Source organism: Pacificoceanicola algae, from assembly GCF_049341065.1.
Taxonomy (GTDB): Bacteria; Pseudomonadota; Alphaproteobacteria; order Rhodobacterales; family Rhodobacteraceae; genus Pacificoceanicola.
In genome coordinates this window covers 246,799-271,580 of record NZ_JBMPIX010000004.1, presented here as the reverse complement: position 1 = coordinate 271,580, position 24,782 = coordinate 246,799, and the positions used below count along the sequence as shown (strand labels likewise).

The 24,782-nt window shown below is 58.1% G+C and carries 22 protein-coding genes; 3 read left to right on the top strand and 19 right to left on the bottom strand.

Going from position 1 to position 24,782, the window contains the following annotated elements:
* Nucleotides 1-4 precede the first annotated feature (4 nt).
* From paaC to ACOYQJ_RS08250, 17 genes are all read right to left on the bottom strand, one after another.
* Complete coding sequence (gene paaC / locus ACOYQJ_RS08330; protein WP_422905555.1) at nucleotides 5-775, bottom strand: 1,2-phenylacetyl-CoA epoxidase subunit PaaC; 771 nt, start codon at nucleotides 773-775, stop codon at nucleotides 5-7.
* The gene (gene paaB / locus ACOYQJ_RS08325; protein WP_422905554.1) at nucleotides 775-1,059 is read right to left on the bottom strand and encodes a 1,2-phenylacetyl-CoA epoxidase subunit PaaB; all 285 of its coding nucleotides are present in this window, start codon (nucleotides 1,057-1,059) and stop codon (nucleotides 775-777) included. The genes paaC and paaB overlap by 1 nt, the downstream gene beginning before the upstream one ends.
* An 11-nt stretch (nucleotides 1,060-1,070) precedes the next feature.
* Nucleotides 1,071-2,048, bottom strand: coding sequence for a 1,2-phenylacetyl-CoA epoxidase subunit PaaA (gene paaA, locus ACOYQJ_RS08320; RefSeq protein ID WP_422905553.1), 978 nt, complete (start codon nucleotides 2,046-2,048; stop codon nucleotides 1,071-1,073).
* 12 nt (nucleotides 2,049-2,060) lie between these two features.
* Nucleotides 2,061-3,269 (bottom strand): 3-oxoadipyl-CoA thiolase, encoded by a 1,209-nt coding sequence (pcaF, locus tag ACOYQJ_RS08315; RefSeq protein WP_422905552.1) that lies wholly within the window; start codon nucleotides 3,267-3,269, stop codon nucleotides 2,061-2,063.
* 132 nt (nucleotides 3,270-3,401) lie between these two features.
* Nucleotides 3,402-4,418 (bottom strand): NAD-dependent epimerase, encoded by a 1,017-nt coding sequence (locus ACOYQJ_RS08310; protein WP_422905551.1) that lies wholly within the window; start codon nucleotides 4,416-4,418, stop codon nucleotides 3,402-3,404.
* A 75-nt stretch (nucleotides 4,419-4,493) separates the two neighbouring features.
* Nucleotides 4,494-5,246: a metallophosphoesterase family protein gene (locus ACOYQJ_RS08305; RefSeq protein WP_422905550.1), complete on the bottom strand. Its 753-nt coding sequence runs from the start codon at nucleotides 5,244-5,246 to the stop codon at nucleotides 4,494-4,496.
* Between the two features lie 48 nt (nucleotides 5,247-5,294).
* Nucleotides 5,295-5,729 carry a hypothetical protein gene (locus tag ACOYQJ_RS08300; protein ID WP_422905549.1) on the bottom strand — a complete coding sequence of 145 codons (435 nt, stop codon included), beginning with the start codon at nucleotides 5,727-5,729 and terminating at the stop codon, nucleotides 5,295-5,297.
* Nucleotides 5,729-6,817 (bottom strand): EscU/YscU/HrcU family type III secretion system export apparatus switch protein, encoded by a 1,089-nt coding sequence (locus tag ACOYQJ_RS08295; protein ID WP_422905548.1) that lies wholly within the window; start codon nucleotides 6,815-6,817, stop codon nucleotides 5,729-5,731. Before ACOYQJ_RS08295 ends, ACOYQJ_RS08300 begins: the two co-directional genes overlap by 1 nt.
* Nucleotides 6,818-6,820: 3 nt before the next feature.
* Nucleotides 6,821-7,588, bottom strand: a complete 768-nt coding sequence (locus tag ACOYQJ_RS08290) for a flagellar biosynthetic protein FliR (RefSeq protein ID WP_422905707.1) — start codon at nucleotides 7,586-7,588, stop codon at nucleotides 6,821-6,823.
* Nucleotides 7,588-9,663 carry a flagellar biosynthesis protein FlhA gene (gene flhA / locus ACOYQJ_RS08285; RefSeq protein ID WP_422905547.1) on the bottom strand — a complete coding sequence of 692 codons (2,076 nt, stop codon included), beginning with the start codon at nucleotides 9,661-9,663 and terminating at the stop codon, nucleotides 7,588-7,590. The genes ACOYQJ_RS08290 and flhA overlap by 1 nt, the downstream gene beginning before the upstream one ends.
* A 283-nt stretch (nucleotides 9,664-9,946) precedes the next feature.
* Complete coding sequence (locus tag ACOYQJ_RS08280) at nucleotides 9,947-12,220, bottom strand: hypothetical protein (RefSeq protein WP_422905546.1); 2,274 nt, start codon at nucleotides 12,218-12,220, stop codon at nucleotides 9,947-9,949.
* A complete protein-coding gene (gene motA, locus ACOYQJ_RS08275) occupies nucleotides 12,217-13,086 on the bottom strand; it encodes a flagellar motor stator protein MotA (RefSeq protein WP_422905545.1) in 870 nt (289 codons plus the stop codon). The genes ACOYQJ_RS08280 and motA overlap by 4 nt, the downstream gene beginning before the upstream one ends.
* 79 nt (nucleotides 13,087-13,165) lie before the next feature.
* Nucleotides 13,166-14,269: a flagellar basal body P-ring protein FlgI gene (locus ACOYQJ_RS08270; RefSeq protein WP_422905544.1), complete on the bottom strand. Its 1,104-nt coding sequence runs from the start codon at nucleotides 14,267-14,269 to the stop codon at nucleotides 13,166-13,168.
* Nucleotides 14,269-15,267, bottom strand: a complete 999-nt coding sequence (locus ACOYQJ_RS08265) for a flagellin (protein ID WP_422905543.1) — start codon at nucleotides 15,265-15,267, stop codon at nucleotides 14,269-14,271. The genes ACOYQJ_RS08270 and ACOYQJ_RS08265 overlap by 1 nt, the downstream gene beginning before the upstream one ends.
* 11 nt (nucleotides 15,268-15,278) lie before the next feature.
* Nucleotides 15,279-16,727: a flagellar hook-associated protein FlgK gene (gene flgK / locus ACOYQJ_RS08260; RefSeq protein WP_422905542.1), complete on the bottom strand. Its 1,449-nt coding sequence runs from the start codon at nucleotides 16,725-16,727 to the stop codon at nucleotides 15,279-15,281.
* Nucleotides 16,728-16,761: 34 nt separating this feature from the next.
* Entirely contained in the window at nucleotides 16,762-18,063 is a 1,302-nt protein-coding gene (locus tag ACOYQJ_RS08255; protein WP_422905541.1) for a flagellar hook protein FlgE, read from the bottom strand.
* Between the two features lie 98 nt (nucleotides 18,064-18,161).
* Nucleotides 18,162-19,004 carry a flagellar motor protein MotB gene (locus ACOYQJ_RS08250; protein ID WP_422905540.1) on the bottom strand — a complete coding sequence of 281 codons (843 nt, stop codon included), beginning with the start codon at nucleotides 19,002-19,004 and terminating at the stop codon, nucleotides 18,162-18,164.
* Nucleotides 19,005-19,225: 221 nt separating this feature from the next.
* Here ACOYQJ_RS08250 and ACOYQJ_RS08245 point away from each other — a divergent pair, with 221 nt between their 5' ends.
* The gene (locus tag ACOYQJ_RS08245; protein ID WP_422905539.1) at nucleotides 19,226-21,388 is read left to right on the top strand and encodes a YjbH domain-containing protein; all 2,163 of its coding nucleotides are present in this window, start codon (nucleotides 19,226-19,228) and stop codon (nucleotides 21,386-21,388) included.
* A gap of 2 nt (nucleotides 21,389-21,390) precedes the next feature.
* On the top strand, nucleotides 21,391-22,062 hold the full coding sequence (locus ACOYQJ_RS08240; RefSeq protein ID WP_422905538.1) for a YjbF family lipoprotein: 672 nt from the start codon (nucleotides 21,391-21,393) through the stop codon (nucleotides 22,060-22,062).
* A gap of 6 nt (nucleotides 22,063-22,068) precedes the next feature.
* Here ACOYQJ_RS08240 and ACOYQJ_RS08235 read toward each other — a convergent pair whose 3' ends face one another.
* Together ACOYQJ_RS08235 and ACOYQJ_RS08230 are read right to left on the bottom strand one after the other, a co-directional pair.
* The gene (locus tag ACOYQJ_RS08235) at nucleotides 22,069-22,680 is read right to left on the bottom strand and encodes a sugar transferase (RefSeq protein WP_422905537.1); all 612 of its coding nucleotides are present in this window, start codon (nucleotides 22,678-22,680) and stop codon (nucleotides 22,069-22,071) included.
* Complete coding sequence (locus tag ACOYQJ_RS08230; protein ID WP_422905536.1) at nucleotides 22,677-23,546, bottom strand: NAD-dependent epimerase/dehydratase family protein; 870 nt, start codon at nucleotides 23,544-23,546, stop codon at nucleotides 22,677-22,679. Before ACOYQJ_RS08230 ends, ACOYQJ_RS08235 begins: the two co-directional genes overlap by 4 nt.
* A 180-nt stretch (nucleotides 23,547-23,726) precedes the next feature.
* On the opposite strand from ACOYQJ_RS08230, the gene ACOYQJ_RS08225 reads away from it, so the two are divergent.
* Complete coding sequence (locus ACOYQJ_RS08225) at nucleotides 23,727-24,752, top strand: polysaccharide biosynthesis/export family protein (protein WP_422905535.1); 1,026 nt, start codon at nucleotides 23,727-23,729, stop codon at nucleotides 24,750-24,752.
* The last annotated feature ends 30 nt before the right edge of the window (nucleotides 24,753-24,782 follow it).

Sequence of the window (24,782 nt, the reverse complement as noted above, 5' to 3'; positions counted from 1 at the left end):
GTCGTCACCACTTGGCGCCCGGATAGGCCCGTTGCAACCATTGCATGGTGCACAGGATATGGCCCAGATGTTCGGTGTGCATCTGCCCGTTGCGTCCGCCTTTGTGGTGGAAATCACCTTCGGGGATCGTCAGGGTCGCCTCGCTCATGGTGCTTGAGATCAAGGCATCATACTCAGACCGCAGCGCGCCGGGTTCCGGGGCGATCCCGGCCTCGAACATCGCCTGATCCGTTTTGTCGCCTGCAAACATCTCACCCACATAGGGCCAAAGCCGGTCAATGGCGGCCTGCATACGGGCGTGGCTTTCCGGCGTTCCATCACCCAACCCGACAACCGTTCCGGCCGAGCGTTCAAGGTGATAGGCCACCTCTTTGCTGGCCTTCTCGGCGATCTCACGGATGGTTTGGTCCGACGAGTCCTGCAAATGCCGAAGCATGATCACTTGCCAAGCGTCGAACAGGAATTGCCGCATCAAGGTCTGGCCAAAATCGCCATTCGGCAGTTCGACCATCAGAATGTTCCGAAAATCCCAAGCATCGCGCAAAAACGCCAGATCGTCGGCGCTGCGTCCTTTGCCCTCGACCTCGGCCGCATAGCCCAGCCACAGTTGGGTCTGTCCGATCAGGTCCAGCGCGGTATTGGCCAGCGCGATATCTTCCTCAAGCACCGGCGCATGACCGCACCATTCGGACACCCGATGCCCGAGGATAAGGGTATTGTCCCCCATCCGGCACAGGAATTCGAACAAAGCAGTCTTGTCGATCACCTCGGCCATCACATGTGCCCCACTTCGTCGGGAATGTCGAAAAAGGTCGGGTGGCGGTAGACCTTGGATTCCGACGGCTCGTAAAGCGGACCCTTGTCCGAAGGCGACGAAGCCGCGATATGCACAGCCTCGACCACCCAAATCGACACACCTTCGTTGCGGCGCGTATAGACGTCGCGCGCATTGCGGATCGCGGTCTCGGCGTCGGGCGCGTGTAGGCTGCCGACGTGGCGGTGGCTCATCCCGTGCTGACCACGGATGAAAATCTCCCAGAGGGGCCATTCCTTGGACATTTCGTTTCCCCTTACTCAGCCGCGACTTTGGCGGCGCGTTTCTTTTCTGCATGAGCAAGCAACCCGTCGCGAACCCAGGCACCATCGTCCCAGGCCTTGTTGCGGTCTTCCATGCGTTCATGGTTGCAAGGGCCATTGCCCTTGAGCACGTTGAAAAATTCAGTCCAGTCAGGCTCTGAGAAATCCCAGCCGTTCTTTTCCTCGTTCCATTTCAGGTTGTCGTCCGGGATGGTCAGGCCAAGGTATTTTGCCTGCGGCACGGTCTGGTCGACAAACTTCTGGCGCAGCCCGTCGTTGCTATCGATCTTGATCTTCCACGCCATGCTTTGCGCCGAATGTACGCTTTCGGCATCGGACGGACCGAACATCATCAGGGACGGATACCAAAAGCGGTTCAGCGCATCCTGCGCCATGCGTTTCTGCGCCTCGGTGCCCTGCGCCATCTTCATCATGATGTCGTAGCCCTGCCGCTGGTGGAAGGATTCCTCCTTGCAGATGCGGATCATCGCGCGGCTGTACGGCCCAAAGGATGTACGCTGCAGCGGCACCTGATTCATGATCGCCGCGCCATCAACCAGCCAACCGACCGCGCCAATATCGGCCCAGGTCAGCGTCGGGTAGTTGAAGATCGAGCTGTATTTCATTCGCCCGTCCAGCAGCATTTCGGTCAGCTCATCACGAGAGACCCCCAATGTTTCCGCGGCGCAATACAGGTACAGACCATGGCCCGCTTCATCCTGCACCTTGGCCAGCAGGATCGCCTTGCGCTCGAGCGTCGGGGCGCGGGTGATCCAATTGCCTTCGGGCAGTTGGCCGACGATTTCGGAGTGCGCGTGCTGACCAATCTGGCGGATCAGCGTTTTGCGATAACCGACCGGCATCCAATCCTTCGGTTCGATCCGTTCACCGGCGTCGATGCGCGCCTGAAAGGCGGCCAGCTTTTCGGGATCGTCGTTCGTTGCTTCGGACTTAACCATCTGAGCATACATGGAAGTGCCTCCTTATACCCGTTCAAGGATCAGGGCAGCGCCCTGTCCAACACCGACGCACATGGTGCACAGCGCATAGCGCCCGCCCGTACGTCGCAATTGATAGGCCGCCGTCAAAACCAGCCGCGCACCCGACATGCCCAAGGGGTGGCCCAAAGCAATGGCCCCTCCGTTCGGGTTCACATGCGGTGCATCGTCCGCGACGCCCAATTCGCGCAGCGTGGCCAGCCCTTGACTGGCGAATGCCTCGTTCAACTCTATCACATCCATCTGCTCGATGCTTAGACCCGTTCGTGCCAGCACTTTGCGCGTGGCGGGCACCGGGCCAATACCCATGACGCGCGGAGCAACACCCGCTGTGGCCATGCCGACAACACGGGCCATCGGTGTCAGACCGTTTGCCTTGGCGGCCGCCTCGTTCGCCAAAAGGATCGCCGCCGCGCCATCGTTGACACCGCTGGCATTGCCTGCCGTCACCGACAGGTCTGGCCCGTTCACGCCGCGCAACTTGGACAGTTTGGCTGCATCGGTGCCGGGGCGCGGATGTTCATCCGTGTCTACGACCACCGGATCGCCCTTGCGCTGCTGGACCGAGACCGGGGTGATCTCATCGCCAAAGATACCTGCCTCATGTGCCGCAGCCCAGCGCGCCTGAGAGCGCGCGGCAAAGGCATCCTGATCCTCGCGCGATATGCCGTAATCCGCAGCAACGTTGTCCGCCGTCTGGGGCATCGAGTCGGTGCCGTACATCTTCTGCATCTTCGGGTTCACAAACCGCCATCCGATGGTGGTGTCGTAGACCGCGTTGGCGCGAGCAAAGGCGCTGGTCGCCTTGGGCATCACAAAAGGCGCGCGGGACATCGATTCCACACCGCCAGCAATGACCATGTCATAGTCACCCGCTTTGATCCCGCGCGACGCCATCCCCACCGCGTCCATCCCGCTGGCGCAAAGGCGGTTGATCGTGGTTCCCGGAACTTCGATCGGCAGCCCCGCCAACAACGCGGCCATGCGCGCAACGTTGCGGTTATCCTCACCCGCCTGATTGGCGCTGCCATAGATGACATCGTCCAGACTGGCCCAGTCAACATTGGGGTTCCGCTCTTTCAAAGCCGCAATCGGTAGCGCCGCCAGATCGTCGGCACGGACCGAGGACAGGGCGCCGCCGTAGCGGCCAATGGGTGTGCGTGTGGCATCGCAGATGAATGCATCTGTGGTCATAGTCGCGCGTCTCCTCATGCCGGCATTCGCCGACCGCAAGGTCGGTTTATGCTCAATGTCGATTCGGATCAAGAAAAACGTTACCGAATTTTCAGTGATCTCGAATTTTAGTAACGTTACGCTCGCGGTGACCTATTTCTCAAAAGCCCCGTAGTAGTCGCGATACCAGGCAACAAAGCGCGCCACGCCGTCTTGCACCGTGGTGCCGGGACGCGCGCCCGTCAATCTTTGCAACAACGTCGCATCCGCCCAAGTCGCGGGAACATCGCCGGGCTGAATGGGCATCAGGTTGCGCTTGGCCTCAAGGCCAGTGGCGGCTTCGATCGCTTCGATGAATTCGGTCAACTGGATCGCCTGCGAGTTCCCGATATTCACAACCCGGTAAGGCGCAACCGGAGACAGGCTGTCGCCCTCGGGCACGGCGCCTTCGGGTCGTTGCGGGATGGCGGCCATCAAGCGGCAGATTCCCTCGACCAGATCGTCGATATAGGTGAAATCGCGCTTCATCTTTCCGTGGTTGTAGACGTCAATCGGCTCACCGGCGAGGATCGCCTTGGTAAACTTGAACAGCGCCATGTCGGGGCGCCCCCAAGGGCCGTAAACGGTAAAGAACCGGAACATCGTGACGGGCAAATTGAACAGGTGGGCATAGGAATGCGCCATGTTCTCGGTTGATTTCTTGGTCGCCGCGTAAAAGGACATCTGATGATCCGCCCGGTCCGTTTCGCGATAGGGCATTTGGGTGTTGGCGCCATAAGCCGATGAGGTCGACGCCAGCAGCATGTGGATCGGAGGGTGCGCGCGCGCGGCTTCGAGGATTTCAAACGTGCCGACGATGTTGGATTCAAGGTAAGACCGCGGGTTCTCGATCGAATAGCGAACCCCAGCCTGTGCGGCGAGATGGATCAAAAAATCCGGCTTGTGCATCTCGAAAAGACGCATCATTAGTCCGGGCGTTTCGACCTGTCCAATCACTTCAGTGAACTCGGGGTTGGGCGTCAGCTGGGCATGCCGATCCTCTTTCAGGCGGACGTCGTAGTAGTCCGTCATGGCATCCAGACCAACCACACGATACCCCTGTTCCAACAGGCGTTGCGAGGTGTGGTAGCCAATAAAGCCGGCCGAGCCGGTCACCAAAACGGTCTGCATATTGTTCCCCTTACACGCCCGCAGATACGCGGCAATTGCGTGATTCCTACCGGGTTTTCAGACCAACAGCCAGTCTCAGGCGCTCATATAGGTCAGCTTGTCTGGTTCAATCAGCGCCGCCGTCAGACGCCCAGTCGCATAGGCACCAGTGTCCAATGGAATGCGTCCGTTTTCGGCCTTGGCTTCGCGGGTGATGACATGGCCATGAGCCACCCAGATCCCATCCCTTCGCACTTCTTCGAAAAACGTCGAGCGCCCCCAGATCAGCGATTTTTCGTCTTGCCCGGCAATCGGAAGCTGCGGGTCCGCGCCCGCGTGGGTCACTGCAACATTGCCGGTTTGCCAATGCAAGGGAAGGGACCTGAGCCAATTCTCGATCTCATCACCAATCTGGTCTTTCAAACGGTCTCGCAAGTCTTGCCATTCTGCTTCCCCGGCAGATTCAGCCACGGCCGGCAGCCGATAACTTGCCAAGGTCTGCAGCCCGCCATTGCGCAGCCAGCGGACACCATATTTGGTCGGGTTATCGAGAAACTCCAAAAGCATCCGCTCGTGATTTCCCATCAGGCAAACCATCATCCCGCCCGAGCCGGTTTGCATCGCGTGCAGCCGCTTCAGGACCTGAGCGCTTTCTTCGCCGCGATCGACGTAGTCGCCGACACAGACCAACCGAGCTGTTGGATGTGCTTCCTGAGCAAACCGCTCAAACAGCTTTTCCAGCAGACTGTCGCAGCCGTGAATGTCGCCAACCGCATAGAATGGCACGTCCGGCGCGAGCGGGGCGTCAAACTTGGGCAGGGCAACAGGAGCGGACCGGAACAATCTCATGGTTTGGAACTATGCGCTTTGCCCCCAATCGCCAAGAGGGCGCGCAAACTATGATCCGCGATCTTCCGCCATAGCTTGCCGCAACCGGCCAAGTGCTTCGAGCGTTTCCGTCTGAGCCAACTGGCGTTTTTCCCGCGACTTGCGCTTTTCCTCGGCGTCCAGCCGCTCGGCCGCATTGAACCGAGCCTGCGCCGTTCGCGCATGGGCAAGGCTGTCCGCCTCTTTCGCGCGCGCCATCGCCATATGTTGCAAGATCGTGGCCCGTTTGCGCACCAACCACGTCTGCCACAGCGTATCCGCCCCGGACAATCGGCGTGCGCCCAGTGATCCAGCATCATCCTGAACCGCCTGCCGGAAGGCATCGATCTGGGCCAGTTCTTCTTTCAGCTTCCGGCTTTCGGCCAGGTTCTGGCGATGCTTGTCCAGCGCCCTCTCCTGCAAAAGATCCGTCACTTGAATGAGGTCGTCAAAGTTTTGCGCCATCACCATCCCCTCTTGCGGGCTTTGACACGCATCGCCTCGGCAAAGCGGATGGCGGCGGCCACTGGTTTGTAATGTTCCGGAGAAATCTCATTGCCAATTTCCGTGGTTGCATAGAGCGCGCGCGCAGTTGGTGGGTCAGAATGAATCGGCACCTTGTTTTCCTGCGCAATCTCCCGAATTTTCAGAGCAATTTCATCCACCCCCTTGGCCACGCATTCCGGCGCGGCCCCGGGCATACGGCTCCATTTCAGCGCAACGGCAAAATGCGTCGGGTTCACAATCACCACATCGGCGTCAGGCACAGCGCCCATCATTTGCGCCAGTGCAATCTCTTGCGCCCGCCCCCTCCGCGCCTGTTTGAAGTGCGGATCGCCCTCTGATTCCTTGAATTCATCGCGCAATTCTTTCAGCGTCATGCGGTTCTTGCGAAGGTGCTCGGCCCGCTGCCAGAAAAAGTCGAGGCCGCCAATGGTCAGGGCGATCAATACAACCAGCGTCAGGAACTGCATCATCAGGTCGGTCATCATGACGACCCCCTCGCCAGCCGAGGCGTAAATGCTACCAACGATTTGTCCGAGTTTTCCCTTCAGGAACAAACCCAGACAGATCGAATAGACCGTGAGTTTTACAAAGCTCTTGAAGAACTCGAACAACCCGCGCCGACCGAATTTGTTCTTTGCGTTGGCAATCGGATTCAGCCTTTGCCCCTTGGGTATCAGCTTGGAAGGCGTGAAGATTATGCCACGCGAGGCGAGCAGCGTCAGCAGGACCATGATACCCGGCACGGTCATGATCGGCAGAGTCGGCACCAGCGTCGCCGACATTACTTCGCCCGCGATTTCCTGCGCGCCATCGCGAAAGAACAACGACTCGAGCCTGTCCGGCTGCTCGATCAGCGGCAGCAGAGCATTGGCAAACTCGCGCAATACCGGCCCGCCCAGCACCAAACCGCATAGAAGAAGCCCAAGGTAGGACATCCCCGTGGACAGATCCGGGGCACGCGGGATTTCACCCTTTTTTCGCGCTTCCTCAAGCTTTCGTGGGGAAGCTTCGTGGCTCTTTTCTGCGCTGTCGTCTTCATCCGACATACGTCACCTGAACGGGTTCGCGAGGAACCCTTCAAGGGCTTCCAGCCAGACAGTCAGGATGATCGGCGCACACAAAAGCAGCATGGCGATCGACCCAAGAGTGATCACCGGCGCGCCGACGAAGGCCACCATCAACTGTGGCATCGCCTTGTTGATGACGCCAAGCGTGAGGTTGTACAAAACCGAAAGGATTACAAACGGCGCGGCAAGACTGAACCCCAGCGCAAAACTTTGACCAATGCGTTCGCGTCCGGCATCGGCCACCGCCGCCGGGTCAGGAAACATGAGAGGCGGCAGGATGTCGTAGGATAACACCAGATATGCGGCAGCTTTCACATGAAAGCCTGTCGCCATCAGCAATGCCAGCGCCGATATGGTCAGGATGTGACCCACCGCAGGCAAAGGATCCATGCCCTGAGACCCAAAGATCTGCGCCAAAGACGTCGACTGCGCCGCAATGGATCCGGCCGTTTGGATGGCCAGAACAAAGAGCCGCAACATGATGCCCAAAAACAGCCCGGACAGCGTTTCGGTGACGGCGGCCGCGACAAGACTGCCCATGCCCGGCTCAGGCAGGTCTATGCGCGGAAGGACCGCGGGCGCCACGACGGAAGTCAAGACAAGAGCGAGAACCAGTTTGACACGGACTGACAGCATCTGTTCACCCAGCGCAGGCAAGACAGACATGGCCGCGCCGACGCGCAAAAACACGATCAAGCCGCCCCAAAGCGCCGAGGTCGTCAGCGTCACCGCATCCTCGAGCCCGGGAATCACGCGGCGACCACGCCAATAAGCGCTGGCCGCGCCTCAAGACCGATTTCTTCGAAGGACATGACAGGGCTGGTCATCCCCTTGGCAGCCATTACTGTTCGCAAAAACCGGCGCCGCCGCGATGAGGTGACAATCGCGGGCGAGACGCCTCGGTTACCCGCCTCACCAATCTGTTCAGCCAGACCCTCGGTCAGCGCTTCGAAGCGGTCGGGCGGAAGGGCGACATCCAACGCGCCTTGCACGCCTTCGATCTGGTAGGAAAGGAATGTCTCTTCCCATTCGGGAGCGAGCTGAATCAAGGGTATCGTTCCATCCTTGCGTCGCAAACCGGCGACAAGCTGGAAGCCCAGACGCTGCCGGACATGTTCGCAGATCGCCTCGGGCTGGGTCTGCTGGCCGCGCATCTCGGCAATCGCCTCAAGGATCAGCGGCAGGTTACGGATCGAAACCTGTTCATCCAGCAATAGGCGCAACACATGATGCAGTGTGTCGATCTGTACCTTGTCCGGGATCAATTCGTCGATCAGCTTGCGGTTCGCTTCGGCCCGTGCGGGATTGGTCAGCGAAACCATTTCATCCAGCAAGCGGCGGAGAGCTTTAAGTGTCAGCAAGCGACCAAAGTTGCGGCGGACAACCTCCAGAAGATGGGTGGCCAGAACCTCGGTCGGGGTGACGATGGTGGCTCCGGTGATGGCGGCCCGCTCCTGATCCTCGGGGCGAATCCAGCGGGCGGGCGCGCCATAAACCGGCTCGGTCACATCATGCCCCGCAGGAAGCGATGCACGGTCTTCGGGCATCAAGGCAAGCACAAGATCTGCGTTCAATTCGCCACGGGCCATCTCAACCCCGTGAATTTTTATGACGTAGGTGCCCGTGGTCAGTTCAGGTGCATCCGTCAACCGCATTTCCGGCAGGATCAGCCCATAATTTGAGGCAACGTGGGTCCTCATGTTGGCAATCCGGATGTCCAGCCCCGTCGCCGGATCAAGCACCATATTGACGAGATCAGGCGCAAATTCGACATGGATATCGTCCAGGTCCAAAACATCGCCCATTGGCCGCTGGGTCGGCGCCTGCTCTTCGGCTTGCGCGTCTTGCGCGGGCTCCTCCGGTTCGGGACGATTTGCGACCCACCAAGCCGCACCACACAGAATGATCGAACCGAGAATGAAGGGAATAAAAGGCAAGCCGGGAACAAGGGCAAAGAGACCCATGAGTATGCCGACAGTCAAAAGCGCCGAAGGATGACGACCTAGCTGGCTTAGGATGGCAACGTCCGTGGCCCCAGTCGCTCCGCCGCGCGCCAACAGCAAACCCGCGGCAATAGAGATGATAACCGCCGGAATCTGAGTGACCAGCCCATCGCCAACCGTCAGGATCGCGTATGTTTCCACCGCATTCGAAAAGCTCATATCATGCACGAAAACGCCCATGGCGATGCCCATGATGAAATTGAGCCCGGTGATCAGAAGGCCGGCAACCGCATCCCCTTTCACAAATTTGGACGCACCGTCCAGTGATCCGAAGAAGGTCGTTTCCTGCTGCTCTCGATCACGGCGCGCCTTTGCTTCGGCGTGGTCAATCGCACCTGCGGCCATGTCCGCGTCAATCGCCAACTGCTTGCCCGGCATGCCGTCCAACGCAAAACGGGCCGAAACTTCGGCCATTCGTGCTGCGCCTTTGGTGATGACCGTAAAGTTGACGATCATCAGAACGCCGAAAACCACCAGGCCAAGGAAGACGCTGCCGCCCATGACGAAGCTGGCAAACCCTTCGATCACGTCGCCTGCAGCTGAAGTGCCCGTATGCCCGTTACCGATAATCAGTTTGGTCGAGCTGACGTTCAGTGAAAGGCGCAGCATCAAAGACGTCAGCAGGATCGTCGGAAAGGCCGAGAAATCAAGCGGTCGTTCAATGAACAAGGTCACTGTGAAGATCAAAATCGCGATCCCGAAGGAGGCCGCGAGACCAACATCCAAAACCCAGGACGGCATTGGCAAAATCATCATGACGATGATCGCCATAAGCGCCAATGCCAAGAGAATGGTCGGCTTGAAAAATGCCGAAATGCTCATGTTCAATGGCCTGCTCCTACCTTGAGTTCGGGAATCTTCCTGAAGCAATGCGGTGAACCAAGAGTTGGCTGCCATTGTATACCAACGGCTGCGATCATCGCACTTTTGACGGGGCGCACGCAGCTGGGAGATCCCGCCATCAAATGGTCTTTGCGAGCCACCGGGCGGGAGTTGATCAGAATATCCGTGGATGCCATTTCTTGGCCTCTTGGGTCACTTACCAGGCGTGTTCACGCGCCCTTCAAGTGCTAATCAGAAGAGATTTATTTTTGGTAAGTTTATCTCAATTGCCGGCGCCAATACGTGTGGCTTCCAACAATGCGCGGATCGTTTCGCGGGTTTGTGCGCTCTCGCCAGTCAAGCCCTCGGCATAACCCAAGCTCGGCGCCTCTGGCGCGGGCGCAGTAGCCTCGGTCAAGCGGGCCGCTTGAGCGAGCGGGTTTTCCCCTTCTTGCGCGACGCGCTCCCAATCGCCTGACAACCACGCGGCATTCAGAGCATCATCAGATTGCCCCATCTCTTCATAAATGTTTCTGGCGTAGTCAAAGTCGCCCATCTGACGCCGGGCTTCCGCACGCAACTCGGAAATCTTTTCGCCTCTCAAGCCAACAAGAACAATTTCAGCCTCTTCGGGACGGGACAGAGCCAACAACGCCCGCGCTCGCGCAAGCCGAAATTCGTGTGCGCCCGGTTTTTCCGGGGTGGTGTCGAGCCGATCCAACGCGGCCTCGGCCATATCCAGATCCAGCAAACGCTGAATGATCGCCAAGTCCAAGCTAGGATTTCCGAGGTCTTCGGAATGCAGCATGCCGCCCATTGCAAACTTCAGGAATTCAACATCTTCCGCCTGCGCGGTCAGTGCCTTGAACACTTCAATCGTAGTGTCCCGGACCATCTCGGCGGGGATCCCCACCGAATCCTGCAGCGCTTCGTAGCCCTCTGGAAACTGCCGGTTCAAAAGCCTGGATCTTATGTGGGCCTGCCAAAGTTCCGGGCCCTGTTCGCTGTCCCTCAGCTCAGACGCGTATGCAGCCGTCAAGGCAACAACCTCACCAGACACTGACTGGTCTTTCGCACGCGCAATGTCGACGGCTGTGGTAATGGCGCTGGGCGCAGCGGCCCCGGGAAGAGCTTGGATAGACTTGAGCGTCGTGTCGGCTTTTTCAATATTTCCTTCACGCAACTCAAGCTGCGCCTCATTCAGGGCAAGGCTGGCCGTCGCTCCCCCGTGGAGTCGCTCCAGCCGCCTGAGAACGTCGCGGGCAAGGTCAGACTTTCCGGCAAGCGAAAGGCGGTTTGCCAATTGCGGCCCCAGAAATTCACGCAGATGGACAGGAAGTGCTTCGAGACCACGCAGAATTGCCTGACTGTTGTAATGCGTGTCCTCGGGTTTGACACCGCCACTGAGCGCCGCCCAAAAGGCAGCGTTTGTATCACAGTTGGCTTGCTTCAAGAACCAGCCGGTCGGCTCCTTTTCCCCATCGACCATATAGCTGATGGCCTGCAGCATGGGATCTGGATGTTCCGGGGTCGCGCTTAGCACCGCGCGCGCTTCGGCACCAAAGCCGAAGTGTAGAAGTGCGCGTACATAATCTTGAAGCGCCCGGTCATTAACTTTGTCAAACTCGCCAAAAAGCTGCGACCTGTCTCTGGCAAGGACTTCCAGGATGCTGTCAGCTTGGCCCCACTCAGCGATTCTGAGCTTTTTGTCGGAAGTACATTGAATGCCGCCGATGGATATGACCCCTTTTTTAGCGGAGTCTGGATTGATCTCAGCCAACTGCTCAAAAAGATCGGCGGAGTGGGCTTCGGCGTCAGAACCGTTGTCTTCCAAGCCTTGCTCCTCGGGATGAAGTGTTATGTGACGCGGATCCGGCGCCGCTTGAACAGCGGGATCCAAAAGTCCTTGCGTTGCTGCCCTCGCCAGATCCTCGGCAATTGAGTCGCCGACTTCGTAAGGATCCGTCGTTTTAGGTTGATTGCTTACCTTTTCAATTTGCTGGTTTTCTGGACGCAGGATTGAGACGCTCGGCAAAAGTGGTTCTGGCTGTTTCGAAGGTCCAACGCCGGGAATCCCTGCGACACGCACTTTCGATAACTCGCGTGCCAGCGAGATATCCTGAGCAGTGTATGGAAGATTTGCTTCGGTGGTGATCGGTTTTTCTGGTTCCGGTTGGGCAGTAACCACGTCGGCATCCGCACCGCGGAAGTCCAAGACAATCATTCTGTTGCGGAGAACGAAACTCTCTGCGGCGCAATTACAGTTCAGCAGGATGTCCAGTGCTGACTGCCCATTCACGGGCTCAAAGCCAGAGATGCGGCTGTTATCGATTTTCTGAAAGACACGACTTGTATCAAATTTTAATCCATCGCGCCGAAGAACGAGGCGCATCTGGTTTGCGCCCGCTTCTTGCTCAAGCTCCCATTGCGTCCCAACCGGCACATTGAAAACCAAGCGTGTAAAATCACCATGCTCGCCAGCCCGCACAGTGACCTGCTGGGCGAAAACGATCACCGGCAAAAAAGCGGTCAGGATTGCCAGAGCGAACGACCTCATGCCGCATCCTGCTTGACGGATTTCAGCGCCTCTTCCAAGTCGATGAAGCTGGGGCGGAAATGAGAGGGCGCGTTTTGACGGCCAACCTCAATGCAGATATTGGTCGCATGATTGTGCAGGTTCGCGACCAGAACCTCGCGGATCAACTGATAGAAGTGCATATCCTCATCAACAACAGCCTTGACCTTGGTCGCGAACGGAGCCGCCAGCCCGTAAGCCAAAAACACCCCCAGGAACGTACCGACAAGTGCACCACCAATCAGTTTGCCCAGCACTTCTGGTGGTTGGTCGATTGAGGCCATCGTTTTGATAACACCCAAAACAGCAGCAACAATGCCCAAAGCTGGCAAAGCATCCGCCATCGACTGCAACGCGTGGCTCGAATGCAGCGCGTGATGTTGCAATCCTTCAATCCTTTTATCCAGAACCTCCTCGACCTGATGCGGATCGTCGTAGTTCATCGAAACTGACCGCATTGTGTCGCAGATCAATTCAAGGGCGTTTTTGTCGCCAAGGATCTTTGGATATTTTTGAAATATCGTCGATTCCGAAGGGGTTTCAACATGTTCTTCGATTGCAACCGGGCTGCTGCGGGCAAGGCGAATCAATTCGAAAAGCAGGCAAAGGAGGTCCCGGTAGTCCTCTGGCTTCCATTTAGCGCCTTTGAAGACCTTCCCAACATCCTTCAATGTATGCTTGACCGCCCCACCGTCATTGCTGATCAGAAACGCGCCGGCTGCGGCACCACCGATCATCATGAATTCAAATGGCAGTGCCTTTAGGATGATGGCCAGCTTGCCACCCGCCAGCAGATATCCACCAAAAACCATGATGAACATAACGGCGATACCGATAATTCCCAGCATTCCCGGACTCCCGATCCAAAACTAACAATGAAGATGACAGCCAGCCGTTAAGAACCTCTCACCAGCGGCGCAAAATCCGCTACATCACGACGAATTCAGCGTGCAGCGCACCTGCTGCCTTGATGCTTTTCAGAATGTCGATCATGTCGCGAGGGCTGACACCAAGCGCATTCAGGCCAGCAATAACTTCGGACAATGACGTACCTTCAGGCACCTCGGCCAGTCCAATTCCCGGCTCTTCCACGATGCCCGCTGCGCTGCGGGGCACAACGACGGTCTGACCTTCGGCAAACGGATTTGGCTGCACCGCAAGCGGAGCCTCTTCTATGCGCAGCGTCAGGTTGCCCTGGGAAACCGCGACGCGGGAAATCCTGACGTCTGATCCCATGACAATCGTCCCAGAGCGTTGATCGACAACGACCCGTGCGCGGCGTTCAGGCTCAACTGACAGATTCTCAATGGCAACAACTGCGCGTGCGGGCGAGGCTGCGCCTGTTTGTTGCAAATTTACGGTGATCGTTCCCGCGTCCAGCATCGTTGCGGCACGACGGCCAATGGACCGGTTTATGACCTCTTCGATCCTTGCGGCGGTCGTGAAATCCGGTTCACGCAGAGCAAGTCGCAGATTGGAAAGCTGGGTAAAATCGAAAGACACTTCGCGCTCGACCCGGGCACCGGATGGGATGACCCCGGCGGTGGGAACCCCTTGAACGACCTTGGCGGCATCGCCTTCGGCCGCCACGCCACCTGCAATGACGGTCCCCTGCGCTACGGCATATATCTGTCCGTCAGCAGCGTTCAGCGGGGTCATGATCAAAGTACCGCCAAGCAGGCTTTTGGCATCGCCAATGGCTGAAACCGTTATATCAATCTGATTTCCTACCCGCGAAAATGCGGGCAACCGGCCGGTCACAATGACCGCGGCAACATTCCTTGGGCGGAACTGTTCGCCGGTCACGTTCACACCCAGTCGCTCCAGGATATTCGACATGATTTCTTCGGTGAATGGCGAATTGCGCAGACCGTCGCCCGTTCCGTTCAAACCGACGACGAGGCCATATCCTACCAGATCGTTGGAGCGCACGCCGTCCACCTCGACCAGATCCTTGATCCGGACGGATTGCGCCTGAACCATATTGGCCGTGACCAGTAGCGCGAGAAATAGCGCGAAAAATCTGCCCATCAAAGATACTCCGCCAGCGAAAGTCGCTGCGAGCGTGCGGTAATCGCGTATAGGCTTTCCAACTGCCCGCGAATGGCTTCGTACCTGGCGGCAGTCTCGTATTGGTCCGTTCCGACCAGATCAAGCTTGGCCAGACTGGTCGCCGTGCGTTCTGCAGAGTTTCGGGTCTGCGTTTCTTCGATCCGCCCCTCAAGAGCTCCCAAACCGGCGCGCAATTCGACCAGTGGCTTTTGTGCGCCCAGAAGATCCCGCCCGGCTTTGGCCAAAAGCTTGCCTTGCAGCGCCTCGTCAAATCCGAGGCTCGCGTCGGAGGCCAGGGCAGCCATGGCGATTGGTTTCATCAGTTCTCGAAACACCGGATCGGTTGCGCGGATATCAACGCTGGCAGTCTCGTTTTCACTTAGACGCAAGGGCGCGAGACCGTTGGCAGACCCTTCGTAAATCGTCGTCTCATATGTCCCACCAGCGTCGAAAAAGACATCAAGCGCGGCCTCGATACCGGCAAGATCGGTCTGCCCCGCAACTGCGGTCCTGAGTTCGGTCATCATGTCGTCAATTCCCGCAACGGCAGCCCGATCCGTTGCCGTTCCGGAGAAAAGAAAACGCCCGGCGACCGAGCGGTTCATACCGCTCAGCATCTGGCCCAACGTACTTTTTGCATCCTCGGACATGGTGGAAAGCAGTTCGCCGGATGGTGTCAAATCCGCCGCAATCAGGGTCTGCGACAACGTCTGGGTGCGGCTTTGCATTTCATCCAAAGTGGTCTGCATGGTACCGGTCAGATAGGCTGCTTCGGTCGTGTTAATCCTGTAAGCATCCAGTTTCGACAGCGAGCGATCAATCGCCAGCAAGCCGGTCAGATCTCCGCCCAGATGTTTCCCAGCGTCCTTGGTCATGCCGGTCGAAACTTCGACCGCCAATTTGTCCATCTCGTCGCGCAGACGCACCTGATTGGTGCGCAGTACCAGCGAGCGGGCCAGATTTCCTACAGAATCCATTCTTGTCCTCCTCAGATGCTCATCAGACGCTCAAGCAATTGATCGACCGTCGACATCACCTTTGCGTTGGCGGTGTAAAGTTGTTCGATCTGCATGAGTCGTTGCAATTCCTGGTCGGTATCGACCCCTTTAGAGAGCTCAAGTTCTTTGAGCCCGGTATTTTGCGATATTGTGAAGGCGCGTTCGTTCTCAGCCCGGACCCGGGTGCCCACCACATCCGAAGCAAAGCCCGAAACCTGATTGATGAAGCTGCGCGGGACCGAATCCAAAGACGTGGAACCGGGAAGAACTGGCTCTTCCAGAGCGGCCGAGATTGCAGTCAGAAGTGAGGCATCGCCAACCTCTCCCTGCGTTGCTGCGCCTAGACCGTCGCGCAGTCGCCACGCTTCTCCGCTGCCGGGGGCGACGAGAGAATTGATTTCAAGACGTCCGGCGATTCCAGCCTCGTTCAGAGGATCAAAAGCGATCCCGGCGTCGGTAAACAGACCGGGATCAGTTGCACCAAGAGTTATGTCCGGTCCTCCGGGCCCGAGACGCTCGATCAGGTCGCGGGCAATACCGTCAAGTTGCGACTGGCGCTCAACCGTTGCAACATCGCGCAACTCGAACTGTGCGCCCAGACTACCGCCCGCGAACATCCCCGCGTCGGTTGAATTTACGTCCAGCCCATTCAGGGTAAGACCGTTGAGTTGTCCCCCCGCCAGGGTCATGCCCGCCCCGATCGACAGGGTCGGCTCGAACCCGACCTCCATCGGACGGCCATCCAATAGAACGGCACCGCCGCGGGTGAACAGGGCGATCTCACCTCGATCCCGTGCCACCACGCGAAGCGGAACGATTTCAGAAATACCGTCGATCAGGCGTTGGCGCTCATCCAGCAACGTCGATACATCGCCACCGGTGCTATTGGCCTTGATCACATCGTCATTGATTTCATCCAATCGCGCGACGGTTTCATTCAAGGTCTGTACATGCCGCGCGATCGTAGCGTCGGCACTTTGGCGCGCGACCTGAACTTCGTCGGACAGCGTGTTGATGGTTTTCGCCAGATCATTTGCCGTCGTCGAGATATTTTCAAGCCGCTGAGTCGACGCCGGATTCGAAGCGGCGTTTATCAATGCGTTTTCAAGGGCCGTGACGCGATCCGTCAGCGAACCGGGCGTTCCCGTTTCGCCGACCAGATCCTCCATTCGGCTTGCAAAGGCGTACATGTCCCCGGCAGCGCCCATACTTGCGTCGGACAACCGGCGGTCAGCCATCAGAACCGGGTCGGAATGGCGGATCACGCCGTTGATAACCACCCCGCCATGACTTCCCACGGCTCCAGCAGAAACCGCCAATTCCCGTCGCCCATAGCTTTCGGTTGTCGCGTTTGAAATATTCGTCGACACCAAAGCCGCAGCGCGGGAATTGGCCTTGAGGCCGCTGAACGCGTTGTAAAGTGCACCAGTAAGCGACATGTCGCAGCCTCCTTAAAAGGCTGACGGAAAACCGTCAGCGCTTGATGTTTGTGGTTTCCTGAAGCATCTCGTCGACGGTCTGGATAACCTTGGCATTCGACGAATACGCACGTTGAGTCTGGATCATGTCGGTCAGCTCGCTTGCCACATCAGTGGTGCTTTCTTCCCGCGCATAAGAGACGACATCGCCAGTCGGGCCGTCACCTGCATCCCAAAGGAAGAAACTGCCGCTTTCCGGGGAAGGCATGTAGACTTGGTTATCCAGTGCCACCATGCCGTTCGGATTGGGAACGTCGACCAACGGGACCTGATAGATGGTCTGCGTAATCCCGGTATCGAAGAAGGCATAAACAAAGCCGTTCTCGTCAATTTCAACCGAGGTCATGTTCCCCGCCGGAGAGCCGTCCTTGCCAATGTTCAAAGGAGCAAAGGAGTCCGAGCGCTGGGTTAGTCCGCCATTCGATCCAGGTGTCCCAACAGTGATTTCGATCGGGCCGCCGGCGACGTTCACAATGAAAGAGCCTGTCGTCGAATCGTAAGCACCGCCTGAAATATCGGTTACGGTACCCAAGGTCCCGCCATCGGCCTGCGTGTCATTGAACGTGACCGTGTATTCGCCAATTACGGCCCCTGCACTCGCCGAATCGGTAATGGTAACCGTCCATTCGTTGGATGAACCCGCCGCAGGGATGGTCGGGCTAAAGGTTACGGTCAGATTTTCGGACCGGCCGAAGTTATCAAAATACTCCACCGGCAGAGTAAGGTCGTCACCCGATGCTCCAGCGTAGGTTTCTGTCGCCGGAAGGTTCACACCCAGCGTGACCGAGGTCGTGGGTTCGCTCAGGTATTGATTGAGAGCGATCTGCACAGGTTCCAAAGATGCCGAGGTGTCCCGCGCGTTGGTTGGAATGGTGCCGTCCGCATTGGCTGGCCAGCCCAGGAGCATAAGGCCCGATTCGCTGCGCAGATAGCCATCCGCATCAACGCGGAACGATCCTGTCGTCGTCAGGAACATCTGGGGGTCACCGTTGCCAGCCAGAACCTCGGCCGACTGTGCAACCGGCAGGAAGCCCCGTCCGCGCACCGCAAGATCCGTTGCGTTCGTAGTGGCGACTAGGGCGCCCGATTCGTCAATCAGCCGTTGCGTGGTCGTGCGCACGCCGCCTGCTGTATATGTACCGCCATTGGATCCGATCACCATGGACTGGAAATCGGTTTCCACGCGTTTGTAGCCATTGGTTGCTGAGTTCGCGATGTTATCTGAGATGGTCCCAAGCCGCGTAGCATTCGCCGCGAGGCCCGCCACACCGGCATTGAGGGAGGAGGAGATCGTCATGACACGCCTTTCTGCTGTCTCGGTAATATTCCGAGGACAACAGATAAGGGCGTTGGTTTAACGCGACGCTAACAGCTAAAATACAACTCACTCTTGGTCTATTCTAGTTGTCTCCTCAGAAAGACCACTTCGATACGACTGTTTCGGAGATCCATGGTATTGGCCTCTCGCGGTTCGCGATCCGCATGTGACGTCACACGCTGGACACGTTGTTCAGGAAGATTCGCCTTGAAGAGCAATTCCCGAAACGCTGTCGCACGCATTCCAGACACATCCCAGGAAGGGTTCTTTGCCAGCACGACAGGATAGGCCGCCGTATGACCCTCGATCGCGATGGGATTGGTCACGATCTGCGCCGCGCGCACCAGCACGATCGCCAGATCACGCAGCAACTGGGTCGGCTCGGCCTCACCTTTGAACAGCGGCGCCTCTTGAGTTTCAAAAAGTTCTACCACCAGCCCTTCGTCTGTGACCTCGGTAAAGATGTGCTTCATCAGCTCGTCAGCGACCATACTTTCGCCGCCACGCCCCATCAGCATGTCTTCGGCCTGTTCAAAAACCTCTGTCTGGGTATCCTGATCAGAGCTTTCGCCCTTGGAAAAACTGCCCTTTTCGCGGTTGTCCGCCATTGGTCTCAGGCTGGTCGAGCCGGTTCCCATCCGTGGCAGAACATTCTCGGCAAAAACCGAGTCGCCGCCCAAGGGACCATCTCCGCCGCCCGAAACACGGGCCAGCGCCACAGTTGGACTGAAATAATCCGCGATACCTTTGCGTTGTTTTTCAGTTGTCGCGTTCAACAGCCACATCAACAAAAAGAACGCCATCATAGCGGTCACGAAGTCGGCATAAGCCACCTTCCACGCACCGCCATGGTGCCCGTCGCCGCTGACGACTTTCTTTCGTTTGATAATGACTGGCGCAACCTTGTTGTCGCCACTCATATCACCACCTTTTTCTCACCACTGACCGGTATATCCGGCAGGGTTTACCAGCGACTTAACGATTAAAAATGTTCCGTTAATGCGCAGGGCGGTTTACGACCGTTGGCAAAGCCGTGCCGATTTTCCCACAGAGTGCCCGCGCGTAAGCCCGATCAATGGACAGGGCGCGTCAAAATGACTAGCACAGGATAAACCACAGAACCTTCTGAAAGGGGCCGGGCATGCCGGAACACTTCTCGGCAATGACGCGATATAGGAAAAGCCTGCGCGGGTTGACCCTCGTGACGGCGTTCGGACTGACGTCGGCAGCCGCATTTGCGCAAGAAGCGCCCTATGTTCCCAGCCATAACCTGTACGGGGTGCCGGGCCTGATCGACATGCCCACCGCCGAAGTGGATCCAGATGCGACGATCGCAGCGACGATGGGCCAGCTTGGTGACAGCCGCCGCACCACCTTGTCGTTCCAGATCACTCCGCGCCTTTCCGGAACCTTCCGCTATTCCGGTATCGACAACTTTAACCATCCAGACAGTCAGAACGGCGTGTACTACGACCGCAGTTTCGATCTGCGCTATCAACTGCTGACCGAAGGCAAAATCCGCCCCTCTGTTGTTGTCGGGTTTCAGGACTTGATCGGCACCGGACTTTACGGGGGCGAGTACATCGTCGCGACAAAGACCTTGGCGCCTGGCCTGAGGCTCACCGGCGGTGTAGGATGGGGACGGCTTGGCAGCTACAACTCGTTCGCCACAACCGGCACGCGGCCAAACGTCGTTCTGGGCGCGGGCGGTGTTCCGACATACGACCGGTGGTTCCGCGGGCCCGTGGCCGGATTTGGCGGCGTCAGCTATGCCCCGAACGCCAATTGGAATTTCTCGGTCGAATACTCCTCGGACAACTACAATCTGGAATCGACCCGCGGACAGATGTCAAAAACCAGCCCGTGGAATTTTGGCATCGACTACCGGTTCCGCAGCGGCTCTCAGTTGTCGCTATATCATGCCAATGGCAACGAGATCGGCGCGCAGTTTACTTTGGTCCTGAATCCCAAGACCTTTGGCGTGGCTGGCGGCATCGAACAGGCCTCTTATCCCATCAAGGTACGGCCTGCCGGATCGGCAAGCGATCTTGGCTGGGTTGGAAACCAGAGTGTCATCACCTCGGCCAACAAAGAGCTGCGCTCGCTGGCCGCCAAGGATGGTCTCTTGGTCGAAGGCCTGAGACTTGAAGCCAACCGCGCGACCGTGCGCCTCGTGAACCCCAGATACGGCGCACCTTCGCAGGCCATTGGCCGCACTGCGCGCTCCATGAGCCGCACGCTGCCCGCCTCGGTCGAAGAGTTCGTTATCATCCCAGTGATGAACGGGATGGCAATGTCAGCTGTGACCATCCGCCGTTCCGATCTGGAGCGTCTTGAGCATGAGAATGCCGACGAAATTTTGGCACGCACCTCGATCACGGATGCCTACGGCAGGTTGCCGGATTTGGATCCGGGTCTGTATCCCAAGTTCCGCTGGTCGTTTGGTCCCTATGCCTCGGTCGCCCTGTTTGACCCCAGCAACCCCGTCGGCCTGCAAGGCGGCCTGCGTGCCAGCGCCGATTGGCAGATTACCCCGAACATCGTCGTATCGGGCGCTGTGAAGAAAGAGCTCGGTAACAATCGCAACAACAAAATCCGGCGGGACGAATCCAACCTGCCGCGGGTGCGTACGGATCGCGGGCTTTACACCCTGAACGGAGACCCGGCCGTCGAGTTCCTGCAAGTGGCAGCCTACGGGCGTCCCGGTCGCAATCTTTATAGCCGTCTGACGGTTGGTTATCTCGAATCCATGTACGCCGGTGCCTCGGGTGAAATCCTTTGGAAGCCCGTCAACAGCCGCCTCGCCTTCGGAGCCGAGCTGAACTACGTGCTGCGCCGTGATTACGATCAGCTTTTTGGCGTTCAAAGCATGACCACCACGGACCCAGTCACCGGTATCAAACGTGATATTCCAAATGTGAACGGCCATGTCTCGGCCTATTACAGCTTTGGAAACGGCTTCCACGGACAAGTCGACGTTGGCCGCTACCTCGCGGGCGATTACGGCGCAACGGTGTCGATCGACCGCGAATTTGCCAATGGCTGGACCATTGGTGCTTATGCCACAAAGACAAACGCCTCGTTCGAAGACTTTGGCGAAGGGTCTTTCGACAAGGGGTTGCGCTTTACCATTCCGATCGCCTCCTTCCTCGGAACACCCTCGCGCAAGAAAGACACGATCACACTGCAATCCCTGTCTCGTGACGGGGGGGCGCGTCTGAACGTGCAGGGTCGCCTTTACGATCAGGTGCGGGACTATCATGAACCCGATGTGGTTCGCTCCTGGGGGAGATTCTGGCGATGAAAATGACCACGACGTTTCGGCTTGGCCTCGCCTTGGTCGCGGGCCTCGCCCTGACCGCTTGCGGCACCGAAAAAAGCCCGATTTTGGAACTGGTCAAGGACCTGCCGTCGACCTTTTCAGGCAAAAAGGACGACGGAGCCGCCGGTGGCGTGACACCTCAGCAGATCTCCGGAATGCTGGCCGCCACAGACGCCCCAATTGAGTTCTTTCAGTTCGAGGCTCGCAAGGCGCAATTCATGATGCTCGAGATTGAGCGCAATGGCCCTTACCAAAGCTATGGCAGCTCGACCCGACAAGGCATTGTGTTGCGGCGCGGCATGATCACCGCAACGCGCGGTTTTGGCGGCGACCTGATGAACGTTGAAGAGGACGCGCTGTATCGGTTGGTACAGGCGCGCCGAGCAGGGTCTGCCCCCTACCAGCAGCGATTCTTGACCCAGGAAGATGTGACCGAGACCAAGTCGTACAATTGCGACGTTACTACCGGTGCGCGCCAGCAGGTTACTGCGGGTGAAATCTACAGCAGCGGGACAGTCGTGACCGCGCTGTGCCGGGGTGAAGGCGTGAAATTTACCAATGCTTACATCGTCGACAACGCCGGCAACATTCTGTCCGGTCGGCAGTGGATTGGTTTTGGAATTGGCTACGTCATCAACCAGGCCCTGCGTCGCTAAGCCCGCCTAGTGCGGATCGACGCTGCGGAAGACAGTCGCAAACATAACGCGAAAATCGGAGCAGATATTGCGCCGAGGCTCATATAGCTTGTCTATCTGAGCCTTTCGCGGAATGCAGCGGCGGCAGTAAACGTCTTCGGTTTCCTGCGCGGTTTTGCAGGCAGCAAGCAATTTCTCTTCGTGTTTGTGAAACACCACCGAGGCAAGTCCGGTGATCCCGGGCCGCGACGTGAGCACCTCTCGGTAGATCCTGGGATACATCTCGACATAGCGGCGAAGCGGCGGGCGCGGTCCGACAAGGCTGACATCGCCGCGCAATAGATTGAAAAGCTGTGGAAGTTCATCCAGCCGTTTGCGGCGCAGCAAAGCACCGGTTTCGGTGATCCGGTTGACCTTGTCCCCGCCGGACACACCGCGATCTCCGTCATCGTGCCGCATCGTGCGAAATTTCCACAAAAGGAAGGCGGTGTCCGGCGTCTTCATTCTCTCGGCCTTATAAAGGATCGGGCGCCCTTCTTTCACCAAAAGCAGCACCGTTACCCAAAGGATCAGCGGCATCAGAACCGTGCCAAGGACAAAGGCGCTCAGAATGTCGATCAGGCGGCGAAAAGGGGTCATGGCCACACTCCCGTCGCTCGGGCGCTGTCCACCAGATAAGTCGCCTCCGCACTGTGTTTGTTGAAGGTGTAGACCGTTTGCAAGCGCCCGCAGTCCAATTGCACCTTTGGCAAGGCCGTTTCCGGAGCAGGCACCCAGTCGATCGTTGACCCCGCCGCGAGCGCGATCTGGTCCATGCCGGTCGCAACAGGGGCACTCAGGTTCACCGGTCCGGTAATGTCCGAGCGCAGCAGCGAGACAATCGCCCCGGCCAGATCCTGTGGCGCGATATAGCTTCGGGCCGGTGCGGAGCCGTCGCTGAACCGATCCAGACGGATACGATCCCCCTTGGCGAGATTCAGGAAAATGCTGTCCGCCCCTGCCACATTGCCGATGCGCATCAAGACGCTTTCCGGCCCAGTGGGATTTTCAGCGTGCCAATGCGCGACTGCCGCTTCCATATCCAACTTGGCCTTTCCGTAGGGCGTCGGCGGGATTTGGCTTGCCTCCTCGTCCAGCGGATCAGGGCCGGGCTGATAGATCGCCGCGCTGGAGGCATGCAGCACCTTGGTTGCCCCCAAATCGCGCGCCAACTCCTGTGCGGCGATGGCTAAGGCTGTGTTTTCTTCCAATGCGGCGTCCGATCCGGGCTTCACACCCCACATCGCGACAACAGCGTCGATTTTCGGCAAACCATCGGTCTGCGCGCCGGGATGCCATTGCAGCGCGAACGCGTCATCAGCCCGCCCCCTGAAAACCGGCGTAACCTCAGTATCTTGGGGCGGGTTTTTCTGCCAGACTGCACGCAACATGCGTCCGAGCATACCGCTGGCTCCAAGCAGCAGGATTCTGCGCGACTGACGGTTAGAAACCACGGTTTTTCTCATTCTACTTCCAATCCAGCGTCAGACTATCTATCAACGTTACAAGCGGTTACTAGCAATAAAAACCGGTCGGTGATGTCGGGGGACGACGTGAAGGCAAGACGCAAATTTGTCACATTATTCGCTGCGATGCTGGCATTATCTGCCTGTAGCCTGCCTCGTGGCGCGGCGCTTCAATCTGAGGTGCTCTCTGAGAAAAACTCCGAGACCCCGACCTTTCAGGTCGTTTCGGTTTCGCGCGAGAACATTCCAGGTATCGCCAATTGGCCCTCATCTGGTCCGCACGGGCACTATCATTGGCCGAACGCTTCCGACGGGTCAGGCTCTTCGGTCATTCGCACCGGCGATCGGATCGACGTGACGATCTGGGACAGTCAGGAAAATTCCCTGCTGACCAACCCAGGTCAGAGGTTTACCGAGATCAGAGGCGTAGAGGTGGACGGCAATGGCTCGATCTTTCTGCCCTATGTCAACAAGGTCGGCATTCGCGGCCTGACATCGGCAGGCGCACGGTCCAAGATTCAAAGTCGGCTCGAGCCCATTGTGCCCTCGGCGCAGGTGCAGGTTAGCCTGCAGCAGGGTCGTGACAATTCCGTCGATGTGGTCGGCGGAGTCGCCAAACCTGGCGCTTACCCGATGCCTTCGCGGAACTACAAAATCCTCAACGTTTTGTCTGACGCAGGCGGCATCCCAAGTAATATGCGCAATCCACAGGTCCGCCTGCTGCGCGGCTCCAAGACCTACGAAATTTCGGCGGACGAACTTTTCGCGAACGGGTCGAAAAATGCGCTGCTGCAACCCCGCGACACCGTAATAATCGAGCCTGATGAACGCGCCTTTACCGCACTTGGTGCCTCGGGTCAGGAGAACCTGATCTATTTCCCCAAGGATCGGGTCACTGCCCTTGAAGCGCTATCGCTCATGGGCGGTCTGTCTGATTTCCGCGCAGATCCCAAAGGGGTTTTGGTTCTTCGGGAATACAAGGCCGAGCACTTGGCCCCCGACGGGACCGGTCCAAATTTGCAGCAAGTCGTGTTTACCTTTGATCTGACCAGCGCCGATGGCTTGTTTGCAGCGCGCAAATTCCAGATCCATCCGGACGACACGGTTCTGGCAACCGAATCCCCGGTCAACGCGATCCAGACGGTCTTTGGCTTGGTTGGATCGGCCTTTGGCCTGACAGCCCGCGCGAGCGCACTGGGTAACTGATCTTGGCCATTCCCAAAAGAAAAGGCGCGC

Excerpts from the sequence above, each read along its gene's own strand:
- ACOYQJ_RS08235 (WP_422905537.1), bottom strand. The coding sequence starts at position 22,680 with ATGACCCCTTTTCGCCGCCTGATCGACATTCTGAGCGCCTTTGTCCTT.
- motA (WP_422905545.1), bottom strand. The coding sequence starts at position 13,086 with ATGCTGGGAATTATCGGTATCGCCGTTATGTTCATCATGGTTTTTGGT.
- ACOYQJ_RS08295 (WP_422905548.1), bottom strand. The coding sequence starts at position 6,817 with ATGTCGGATGAAGACGACAGCGCAGAAAAGAGCCACGAAGCTTCCCCA.
- ACOYQJ_RS08265 (WP_422905543.1), bottom strand. The coding sequence starts at position 15,267 with ATGGATTCTGTAGGAAATCTGGCCCGCTCGCTGGTACTGCGCACCAAT.
- flhA (WP_422905547.1), bottom strand. The coding sequence starts at position 9,663 with ATGAGCATTTCGGCATTTTTCAAGCCGACCATTCTCTTGGCATTGGCG.
- ACOYQJ_RS08250 (WP_422905540.1), bottom strand. The coding sequence starts at position 19,004 with ATGAGTGGCGACAACAAGGTTGCGCCAGTCATTATCAAACGAAAGAAA.
- ACOYQJ_RS08230 (WP_422905536.1), bottom strand. The coding sequence starts at position 23,546 with ATGAGAAAAACCGTGGTTTCTAACCGTCAGTCGCGCAGAATCCTGCTG.
- ACOYQJ_RS08240 (WP_422905538.1), top strand. The coding sequence starts at position 21,391 with ATGACCACGACGTTTCGGCTTGGCCTCGCCTTGGTCGCGGGCCTCGCC.
- ACOYQJ_RS08255 (WP_422905541.1), bottom strand. The coding sequence starts at position 18,063 with ATGACGATCTCCTCCTCCCTCAATGCCGGTGTGGCGGGCCTCGCGGCG.
- ACOYQJ_RS08270 (WP_422905544.1), bottom strand. The coding sequence starts at position 14,269 with ATGGGCAGATTTTTCGCGCTATTTCTCGCGCTACTGGTCACGGCCAAT.
- ACOYQJ_RS08310 (WP_422905551.1), bottom strand. The coding sequence starts at position 4,418 with ATGCAGACCGTTTTGGTGACCGGCTCGGCCGGCTTTATTGGCTACCAC.
- ACOYQJ_RS08245 (WP_422905539.1), top strand. The coding sequence starts at position 19,226 with ATGCCGGAACACTTCTCGGCAATGACGCGATATAGGAAAAGCCTGCGC.
- flgK (WP_422905542.1), bottom strand. The coding sequence starts at position 16,727 with ATGTCGCTTACTGGTGCACTTTACAACGCGTTCAGCGGCCTCAAGGCC.
- ACOYQJ_RS08305 (WP_422905550.1), bottom strand. The coding sequence starts at position 5,246 with ATGAGATTGTTCCGGTCCGCTCCTGTTGCCCTGCCCAAGTTTGACGCC.
- paaA (WP_422905553.1), bottom strand. The coding sequence starts at position 2,048 with ATGTATGCTCAGATGGTTAAGTCCGAAGCAACGAACGACGATCCCGAA.
- ACOYQJ_RS08280 (WP_422905546.1), bottom strand. The coding sequence starts at position 12,220 with ATGAGGTCGTTCGCTCTGGCAATCCTGACCGCTTTTTTGCCGGTGATC.
- pcaF (WP_422905552.1), bottom strand. The coding sequence starts at position 3,269 with ATGACCACAGATGCATTCATCTGCGATGCCACACGCACACCCATTGGC.
- ACOYQJ_RS08300 (WP_422905549.1), bottom strand. The coding sequence starts at position 5,729 with ATGGCGCAAAACTTTGACGACCTCATTCAAGTGACGGATCTTTTGCAG.
- paaC (WP_422905555.1), bottom strand. The coding sequence starts at position 775 with ATGGCCGAGGTGATCGACAAGACTGCTTTGTTCGAATTCCTGTGCCGG.
- paaB (WP_422905554.1), bottom strand. The coding sequence starts at position 1,059 with ATGTCCAAGGAATGGCCCCTCTGGGAGATTTTCATCCGTGGTCAGCAC.